Source organism: Bradyrhizobium sp. (assembly GCF_049581145.1).
GTDB lineage: Bacteria > Pseudomonadota > Alphaproteobacteria > Rhizobiales > Xanthobacteraceae > Bradyrhizobium.
In genome coordinates this window covers 1-8,068 of the sequence record NZ_JBAURI010001154.1, presented here as the reverse complement: position 1 = coordinate 8,068, position 8,068 = coordinate 1, and the positions used below count along the sequence as shown (strand labels likewise).

Annotated in this window: 11 protein-coding genes; 8 read left to right on the top strand and 3 right to left on the bottom strand. The window is 61.7% G+C overall.

Annotated features, from left to right (window positions below):
- Positions 1-2,055, top strand: a 2,055-nt coding sequence (locus WCB02_RS36775) for a methyl-accepting chemotaxis protein (RefSeq protein WP_423966645.1), incomplete at its 5' end; no start/stop codon positions are given.
- A 52-nt stretch (positions 2,056-2,107) separates the two neighbouring features.
- Here the strand turns inward: WCB02_RS36775 and WCB02_RS36770 are convergent.
- Entirely contained in the window at positions 2,108-2,626 is a 519-nt protein-coding gene (locus WCB02_RS36770) for a helix-turn-helix domain-containing protein (RefSeq protein ID WP_423966643.1), read from the bottom strand.
- 55 nt (positions 2,627-2,681) lie between these two features.
- On the opposite strand from WCB02_RS36770, the gene WCB02_RS36765 reads away from it, so the two are divergent.
- From WCB02_RS36765 to WCB02_RS36750, 4 genes are all read left to right on the top strand, one after another.
- On the top strand, positions 2,682-2,993 hold the full coding sequence (locus WCB02_RS36765; RefSeq protein ID WP_423966640.1) for a hypothetical protein: 312 nt from the start codon (positions 2,682-2,684) through the stop codon (positions 2,991-2,993).
- A 22-nt stretch (positions 2,994-3,015) separates the two neighbouring features.
- A complete protein-coding gene (locus tag WCB02_RS36760; protein WP_423966638.1) occupies positions 3,016-3,270 on the top strand; it encodes a hypothetical protein in 255 nt (84 codons plus the stop codon).
- A 63-nt stretch (positions 3,271-3,333) separates the two neighbouring features.
- Positions 3,334-4,467, top strand: coding sequence for a DUF2336 domain-containing protein (locus WCB02_RS36755; RefSeq protein WP_423966636.1), 1,134 nt, complete (start codon positions 3,334-3,336; stop codon positions 4,465-4,467).
- Positions 4,467-4,775 carry a PilZ domain-containing protein gene (locus WCB02_RS36750; protein ID WP_423966634.1) on the top strand — a complete coding sequence of 103 codons (309 nt, stop codon included), beginning with the start codon at positions 4,467-4,469 and terminating at the stop codon, positions 4,773-4,775. Before WCB02_RS36755 ends, WCB02_RS36750 begins: the two co-directional genes overlap by 1 nt.
- Here the strand turns inward: WCB02_RS36750 and WCB02_RS36745 are convergent.
- Entirely contained in the window at positions 4,717-5,352 is a 636-nt protein-coding gene (locus WCB02_RS36745; RefSeq protein WP_423966632.1) for a hypothetical protein, read from the bottom strand. The two genes, WCB02_RS36750 and WCB02_RS36745, sit on opposite strands and share 59 nt — an antisense overlap.
- Here WCB02_RS36745 and WCB02_RS36740 point away from each other — a divergent pair.
- The 3 genes from WCB02_RS36740 (at position 5,323) to WCB02_RS36730 (ending at position 7,617) form a co-directional block, all read left to right on the top strand.
- Positions 5,323-6,162, top strand: coding sequence for an HD-GYP domain-containing protein (locus tag WCB02_RS36740; RefSeq protein ID WP_423966630.1), 840 nt, complete (start codon positions 5,323-5,325; stop codon positions 6,160-6,162). The two genes, WCB02_RS36745 and WCB02_RS36740, sit on opposite strands and share 30 nt — an antisense overlap.
- A 132-nt stretch (positions 6,163-6,294) precedes the next feature.
- Positions 6,295-7,257, top strand: coding sequence for an alpha/beta hydrolase (locus WCB02_RS36735; protein WP_423966627.1), 963 nt, complete (start codon positions 6,295-6,297; stop codon positions 7,255-7,257).
- Positions 7,258-7,371: 114 nt separating this feature from the next.
- Positions 7,372-7,617, top strand: coding sequence for a hypothetical protein (locus tag WCB02_RS36730; RefSeq protein ID WP_423966624.1), 246 nt, complete (start codon positions 7,372-7,374; stop codon positions 7,615-7,617).
- A 110-nt stretch (positions 7,618-7,727) separates the two neighbouring features.
- Here WCB02_RS36730 and WCB02_RS36725 read toward each other — a convergent pair.
- On the bottom strand, positions 7,728-8,068 hold a 341-nt coding region (locus WCB02_RS36725), incomplete at its 5' end, for an ATP-binding cassette domain-containing protein (protein WP_423966622.1).

Below are 8,068 nucleotides of genomic sequence, written 5' to 3'. Positions count from 1 at the left end.
ATCGTGTCCTTGGCCACGGTTGGCGGCGGCCTCGCCGTCTATGTCGCGGTGACGAAGTACCAGACCATGACCAAAATTTCCGAAGCCCGGAGCAGGCTCGAGATCGTCCGCATCGTCGGAGACATCCCGCGCTACTTCAATTCGGAGCGCGGATTCTCGACCAACATCATGTTCGGGCCGGCCACCGTCGATCCAAAACAGCGGGCCGAGCTCAACGACAAATACCGCAAGCAGACCAACGGCGCGCGTGACAAGATGAACGCTCTTCGCAGCGAGCTGCCCGGCGCCCTCGACGATGGCGCCGAGCTCGGCGCCGGCATCGACGCCCTCAATGCAAAGCTCAATTCACTGCGCGAGGCCATCGACAAGACGATCGATGGCCCGGCCGATTCCCGCGCGGCGGCCGCCAAGAAGATCATCGCCGACAATGCGGTGTTGAACCGCGCCGTCACTGCGCTGCTGGATGGTCAGGTCCGCCAGATGGCGCTGCTGCACGGCGATGCCTACCGGCAGGCGGTTTATGCCAACATCGCCTGGACGCTGCGCGATGTCGGCGGCTATAGCGCGAGCCTCTACAAGAACGCCGTCGCCGCCAATCGCGTGGCGACGGATGCCGAAAAGGCGGAACTGAGCCGCGCCCAGGGACGGGTCGACCAGGTTCTGATGTCGCTTGGGGAATTGAAGGATAATCCCGCGACGCCGGCCAATGTGGCGGCGGCGCTGACACATATGAACGAGATCTATGTCGAGCGGTTCGGCCAGGAAATCAAGCTTGCGAGGGAAGGCGCAGTCACCGGCAAATTCGCACACGACGTCCAGACCCTCTACGACGAGGCGCAGATCTGGCTCAACGCCGCCATCGGCGTGCGCGACGCTTTCTACGACAACGCAGAGCAGGTGCTCGCCGCCGCCTATTCGGCGGCTCGCTTCAGTTTCATGATCGCGCTTGCGGGGCTCGTGGCCGTTGTCGTCGCGAGTGCCGGCCTCGTCCTGAAGGTGCGGCGCAGTATCTGCCGGCCGATCGTCGACCTCACCGCGACGATGTCGCGTTTGGCCAGCGGGGACGTCGCGGACGAGATTGCCGGGACTGGCCGCGATGACGAAATCGGCGCGATGGCCTCGGCCGTCGGCGTCTTCAGGGATAACATGATGAAGGCGGATCGCCTGGCCGCGGAAAAGGAAGCGGAGAACGAGGTCAAGATCCGCCGCGCGCAAGCACTCGACCAGCTGACGCGCGCATTCGAAGCCAAGGTCGGCGAACTCGTCGGCGGCCTCTCCTCGGCATCCGGCGTGATGGAGAATACCGCACAATCGCTGTCCTCGACCGCGTCGGACACCAACCGCCAGGCCGCAATCGTCGCCAGCGCCTCGGCACAAACCTCGACCAACGTGCAGACGGTCGCCAGCGCCACCGAAGAGCTGACCTCCTCGATCGGCGAGATCGGCCGCCAGGTCGCACAATCCACCGAAATCGCGTCACGCGCGGTCGAAAACGCCCGGCGCACCGGCGACACAGCGCGGTCGCTGGCCGAAGGCGCGCAGAAGATCGGCGATGTCGTGACGTTGATCCAGAGCATCGCCGAGCAAACCAATTTGCTGGCGCTGAACGCGACGATTGAGGCCGCTCGCGCCGGCGAGGCCGGTCGCGGCTTTGCCGTGGTGGCGTCGGAGGTCAAATCGCTGGCCGGTCAGACCGCCAAGGCCACCACCGAAATCTCCGAACAGATCGCGGCCATCCAGTCGACCAGCGACGAAACCGTGGCGGCGATCAGGAACGTCGTCGACGTCATTACGGAGATCGATCAGATCGGCACCGCGATCGCCGCGGCAATCGAACAACAGGGCTCGGCGACGAAGGAGATTTCCCGCAGCGTCCAGGAGGCCGCGCGGGGCACCCGGGAGGTCAACTCCAACATTTCGGGCGTGCAGCACGCCGCTGACGACACCGGCTCGGCCGCCAATCGGGTGCTGGGAGCCGCCGAGCAGCTGGCGTCGCAATCGAAGGACCTGGCCGGCGAGGTCAACCGCTTCCTCAGCGAGGTCAGGGCGGCCTGAGAGCCATGCGATCTGCGAAGGCTGCCCGCGGATATCCGGTCGCATGGCGCGCCTACCGAGATCGCGCAAGCGTCTCCGACGGCGATTCACCGAACTGGGACCGATAGCTTCTTGAGAAGTCGCCCAGGTGCCAGAAGCCAAAAGCGAGCGCGCAGGCTTTCACGCTCTGAGCCCCCAGGAGAAGTCGCCGGCGTACGAGCCACAATCGCCTCAGGCGCAGATACCGATGCAGGCTCATTCCCCGGTACCGCAAGACGGTATCGTGCAGCGTGCGGACCGACACGCCGACCTTCTGGGCAAGTTCCTCACTGTAGATCGGCGTAGCCACATTGCCCGCCAGCAAGGCCCGAATATCCTGAAAGATCCTGAATTGCCGGGCCGAGTTCGCGTAGGACGCCCATCTCGCGGCAACAACATCGGCAAATGCAGCGTCGATCCCGGCAAGCAGGGATTCGCGGATCGCAAACGATATCTCGTTGGCGTCGTCGAGAGTGGAAAAAGCCGAGATGGACATGACTTCGCGCACCAGCGAGCGCAGCCAATGAAATGCCGGGCGGCTGGTCTCGAACATCTTGAAATGATGGTCGGTCTGAGGCCAGCCGCGATCGGTTATCTCCGGTGTGAAAATGATCGCGGCAAATTGCCTCGAAGTTCGCGCGACCGTGCTGCACGCCGCGCCACCGGACCCGAGGACAATCGCCAAATGGTCCCTTTCGACGCCGTTGAAGCGGACCGGAACGCCATCGTCCATCGAGAACCCGACCGCCGTACAAGACGGGTTCAGTTGCACATCGAGGATGCGGGGAAACGCGCTGGTGAAATTGACGCTGCAGCCCGGCAACTCCAGAATCATCTGCCGCGCCGAAATTTTGCTCACCAGCGGCGTGAAGTCGACGTCGACGTTTCGTATTGAACTGCGAAACTCATCCGCATCGTGAAATTCAAAGACTTTGGGCACCAGTGACGGCGCCAGCAATTCTCGCTTCATTGATCTTCTTGAAAAACCAGCCGGCCCCGCTCAAAAATCAGCTATCCGACCCCTCAAAAGCTTTGGCAACGACCGAAATGAAGAAAGCGTATCGGAAACAAAGTGCGGGATACTCCCGCCGAAAGACAACTCAAGATCGCCTGAATCTGCCGAATTTCGATACAGTTTTACCGCCATCAACAGAGTACTATTACACCATTGTGGGGCAGTTTTACAAAATGAATTAATCTTTCGGGCGTGAAATTCCGGCGCGGAAACAAGCTGTTTTTTATAACGAATTGGCGCCGGCTATGAAAGCAGTTGCTTCGGTCGACCTCATCACTGAACTTGATGCCGCGGTATCGGGCAGCACGCCTGCGCGACGCGCCGAGATGCTGCGGCAACTGATGCATCTGCTAGCCCTGAGCGCCCATCGGCTCAGGGAGGAGCAGATTGGCATCTTTGATGATGTGCTCGTTCGGCTTCTGCCGGGCCTCGAGCCCCAAGCGCTGCTGCAGCTGAGCACAGGTCTTTCCGGACTGGCCGTAGCCCCGAAAGAAACGGTGCGTCGCCTCGCCGACCACGAACAAGCTCCGATTGCCGCACCTCTCCTTCGCAGGTCGCAATCTATTTGCGATCATGATCTTGGAGAGATCGCCGGCCGTCGCGGCCGGCAGCACCTGCTCGCGATCTCGGAACGGCCATACCTGGACGAGACGCTTACCGATGTTCTTCTGAGACGTGGCGACATCGACGTCTGCCGGGTGCTCGCAAAGAATGCAGGCGCCCGACTCTCCCAACATGGTTTCGCGAAGCTTGTCGCGATCACGTCATGCAACGAGGACGTCGCAGAGTCGCTGGGATTTCGGCCGGATATCCCCCCCGCCATGCTTCGTGAGCTGCTCTCGAAGACGACAGATGCAGTCCGGATTCAGCTGCTCAGGACCGCTCCGCCGAGACAGCGCCAGCAGATTCGGGCAGCCCTCGACAGTGTCGCGGCCCATGTCGGCGCGGAGATGCCCGAGCCCATTGTCTATTCCGAAGCCCGGGCCGTGGTTTTGGCCCTCAGCAACAGCGGAAAGCTGAACGACTCCACGGTCAACCGCTTCGCCGTGCGTCGTGAGCACACAAAACTCGTTGCAGCGCTTGCGCTGCTCTCTGGGGCCAGCATCGAAACCATCGAACGCCTGATGGAGGAAGGCGGCTGCGAGAGCCTGGTCGTGGCCTGTCGCGCATCGCGATTGAACTGGCTGACCACACTGGCCGTTATCAACAATCGAAACGTTCCCCAACTCCCTGAGCAGGCGCTGGACCGGGTCAAGAAGCAATTCGATGCGCTCTATCTCTCCACTGCCCAACGATTGATACGCTTCGGGTCCACGAACAATTCGGCCACCACTTCGCCGGAGCTCCGGAAAGCTTTGGCAATGCCGGAAACTGCCTGATGAAATGGGAAAACCGAAAGGCCAGCCGGGTTCGCCTTGAGCACGACTATCCCGTCAATCTCATGGGTGTCGATGGTACGTGGCGCCGAAGCTGCATTCTTCGCGACGTTTCCAAGACCGGAGCCATGCTCGACGTGGAAGGAACCACCGAGGTGTTGCGAGCCCGAGAATTCTTCCTGCTGCTGTCTTCGACTGGCCTCGCTTTTCGGCGCTGCGAGTTCGTCTGGATCGACGGATCGCAAGTTGGCGTCAGATTTGTCGCGGATAAAGCCGCCAGAAAGAAAGGACATTCCGCAAGCTCCGGCTGAGCACATCCAGCCCTCCGGGCTCCGCATGATAATTCATATCTAATTGCCTTCCCGAGCCATTACTCCCGTCCAACACCAACTTAAAATGCCAGAAGGAAATTGCCAGATGCCGAGTCTTCACAGGATCGCCCGCGTATCGATATCGACGCGGTCGGCGGCCCCGCTGCACGGAGTTTTCGAGATCGATACCACGGACACCACGATCAGGTTCGAATTGCGCGAAGATATTGCGCACATGATCTGCGAGCAACTCGAACGTTTCCTCACCCAGAAGCAGCCTGTCGCCTGCGCGGTTCGACTGCATCAACAATGACGAGGATTGCGGCGATACGGAACCCGCTTCATGTTCGTTCATGTCATTGCCGATAGTTCCGCTGGATTGGCAAGCGTTTGCGCCGTGCTCGAGCGAAGGCATGAGGTGACGTCCGAATTGCTCGGCGGAGCAAGCACGGGTCACAACGAGTGCAATGCGCTCGTCGTCAAGACAGATCTTCGAATCGTTGACAATATCCTGGCCGTCAAAACGAATCTTGGAAAGAGGACGCGCGTGCAGAAGCGCGTTTTCCTGCTGGATCAACCAACACACCGGAGTATCTCGCAGGCCTACGCCCTCGGCGCGACACTCGTTCTGGGCGGCCCCGTCAGCGCGAACAAATTGCTGTGGGCGCTGGCCGAGCACGCTTCGCCTGGTGCGACCACAGACGCCCAGGACAGCAACGCTGCGGCCAGCATCGGCACCACCGCCATCGCTTCGATGTTCGCGGCGGCCGCAAACCGCGCCACGATCGATGTCGAAGGCGCGAAGGAGGCCGGCAGCAAGATCGCGGATCATATTGCCGAAAACGGCCTGTCCGACTGGCTCACGACGATCCGCCGCCACCATGAGGGTACTTATCAGCACTGCCTGCTGGTGACGGGGGTCGCGATCGATTTCGGACTGAGCCTTGGTCTTCGAAAGGCCGACATGGAGCGGTTGTATTCCGCCGCCATGTTTCACGACATCGGCAAGGCGACGATTCCCCTGACGATACTTGACAAGCCTGGACGCCTTGATGCGCATGAGCGCGCCCTCATTGAGACCCATGCGGCCGCCGGATACGACGTGCTCAAGGATAACAAGAGCATTTCTCCTGAAGTCCTCGATGCCGTCCGACATCATCATGAATATCTCGACGGAAGCGGATATCCGGACGGGTTGGGCGCGGAAAGCATATCCGATGTCGTGCGCATCTTGACGATTTCGGATGTCTTTTCGGCGTTGATCGAAGATCGCCGCTACAGGCCGCCGATGTCGCGTGAAGACGCCTACGGCATCCTTTGCGGAATGCACGGGAAGCTGGAAAAACCTCTTGTGGCCTCGTTCAAGGACGTGGCTTTGAACAGATGATCTGCCGACCGATCAGCGGGACCTTCGGTTTGACACGAGCCGGGCCTCGCCAGCGTCAGGTGGCGATTGCAGGTTGCCCACTTCAAATGCGGAATCTAAGTTGGGACGACCTTTTACCGGAGAACACTTCCCGTGGCCGCACCGCTCGATCCCGTCATCGCCCAGATCATTCCGCTGTTGCCGTTGCGCGATCCGAACACGATGACCCCACAAAGCGCGCGCGATGCGTTGCGCACGCTTGCGGCCGCACGCGCGGCGATTGCTCCGCCAGCGCTCCAAAGCGTCGAGGACGTCACGGTCAAAGGAGCGGTAGGGCCGCTTGCCGCACGGCTCTATCGGGTCACGGCGGCGCAATCGCCGACGGTGGTGTTCTTCCATGGCGGCGGCTGGGTCGCCGGCGATCTGGAAACCCATGATCGGCAGGCGCGCTGGCTGGCGATCGAGACCGGCGCGGCCGTGATCTCCGTCGATTACCGCCGGCCACCGGAGACCCGCTTTCCCGGCGCGTTCGAGGACGCCTTTGCTGCGGTGCGGGACGTCAATGCGCGCATCGAGGAATTCGGCGGCGACGCGGCGCGCCTCGGCGTCGCCGGCGACAGCGCCGGCGGCAATCTTGCGGCAGCTTGCGCAATTGCCTGCCGCGATGCCGGACTCAAGCTCGCCGCACAGCTTCTGGTCTATCCGGTGACGGACGTGGTCGGCAACTTCGCCGACGCTGGCGAGAACGCGCGCTTTCCGTCCCGCAGCGAAAACGCGGACGGCTATTTCCTGTCGCGCGCGGTTATGGAATGGTTCTGCGGACACTACCTCGCCGACCCAAGCCAGGGCGCGGACTGGCGCGCGTCGCCATTGCGGGCAACCGACCTTGCAGGACTTGCGCCCGCAATCCTCTGCACGGCGTGGTTCGATCCGCTGCGCGACGAAGGCAAAGCCTACGCCGCAGCGCTCGAGAGCGCCGCAGTTCCGGTCAGGCATTATCCCGGCGAAGGCCTGATCCACGGCTATTTCGGCCTCGGCGAAGCTTCGGTGGTCGCACGCACGGAGGCGCAACGCGCCCGTGCTGATTTCAGGTCGCTGCTGGAGCGCGGCGCCTGAGCGGACCGGTAAGTCGGTATTCGCAAACAACAAATAAACGCAGTGCGGGAGCTTGATCTCGTCAAGATTTCGAGCTCCATTGCGCCGCCTATTTGGGTTTAGGGAGAAACGAACATGAAGCGCATTTTCTTGGCTGCCATCATTGCCACCTTCGCCGCGGGCTCCGCGTTTGCGGATGATACCTGCGATAGCAAAGCCGTCGGCAAGGACGGTAAGCCATTGGCTGGTGCCGCGAAGACCTCGTTCATGAAGAAGTGCATGGCCGATTCCTGCGCGACCAAGGCCGTCGGTTCGGATGGCAAGCAGCTCGCCGGCGCCGCGAAGGCCAGCTTCATGAAGAAGTGCGAGAGCGGCACGTAAGGCTCGCCCTGCACCTGACCTCCTGTAAAGGCGGCCGCGAGGCCGCCTTTTGCATGAGCGAAGTGCTCCGAGGTCTTCGTCCTCACTCCGCCACAGGCCGCGGAATTTTCTCAGCTCCGCAAGCCCGGCGCCTCCTGTCCGGTGCGGGCGACATATTCGGTGTAGCCGCCGCCATATTGATGCGGCCCCTCCGGCGTCAGCTCCAGTACGCGATTGGAGAGCGCTGCGAGAAAATGCCGGTCGTGGGAGACGAACAGCATGGTCCCCTCGAACTCCCGGAGCGCCGTGATCAGCATCTCCTTGGTCGCGAGGTCCAGATGGTTGGTCGGCTCGTCGAGCACCAGGAAGTTCGGCGGATCGAACAGCATCTTCGCCAGCACCAGCCGTGCCTTCTCACCGCCTGACAAGACCCGGCATCTCTTCTCGACATCGTCGCCGGAGAAACCGAAGC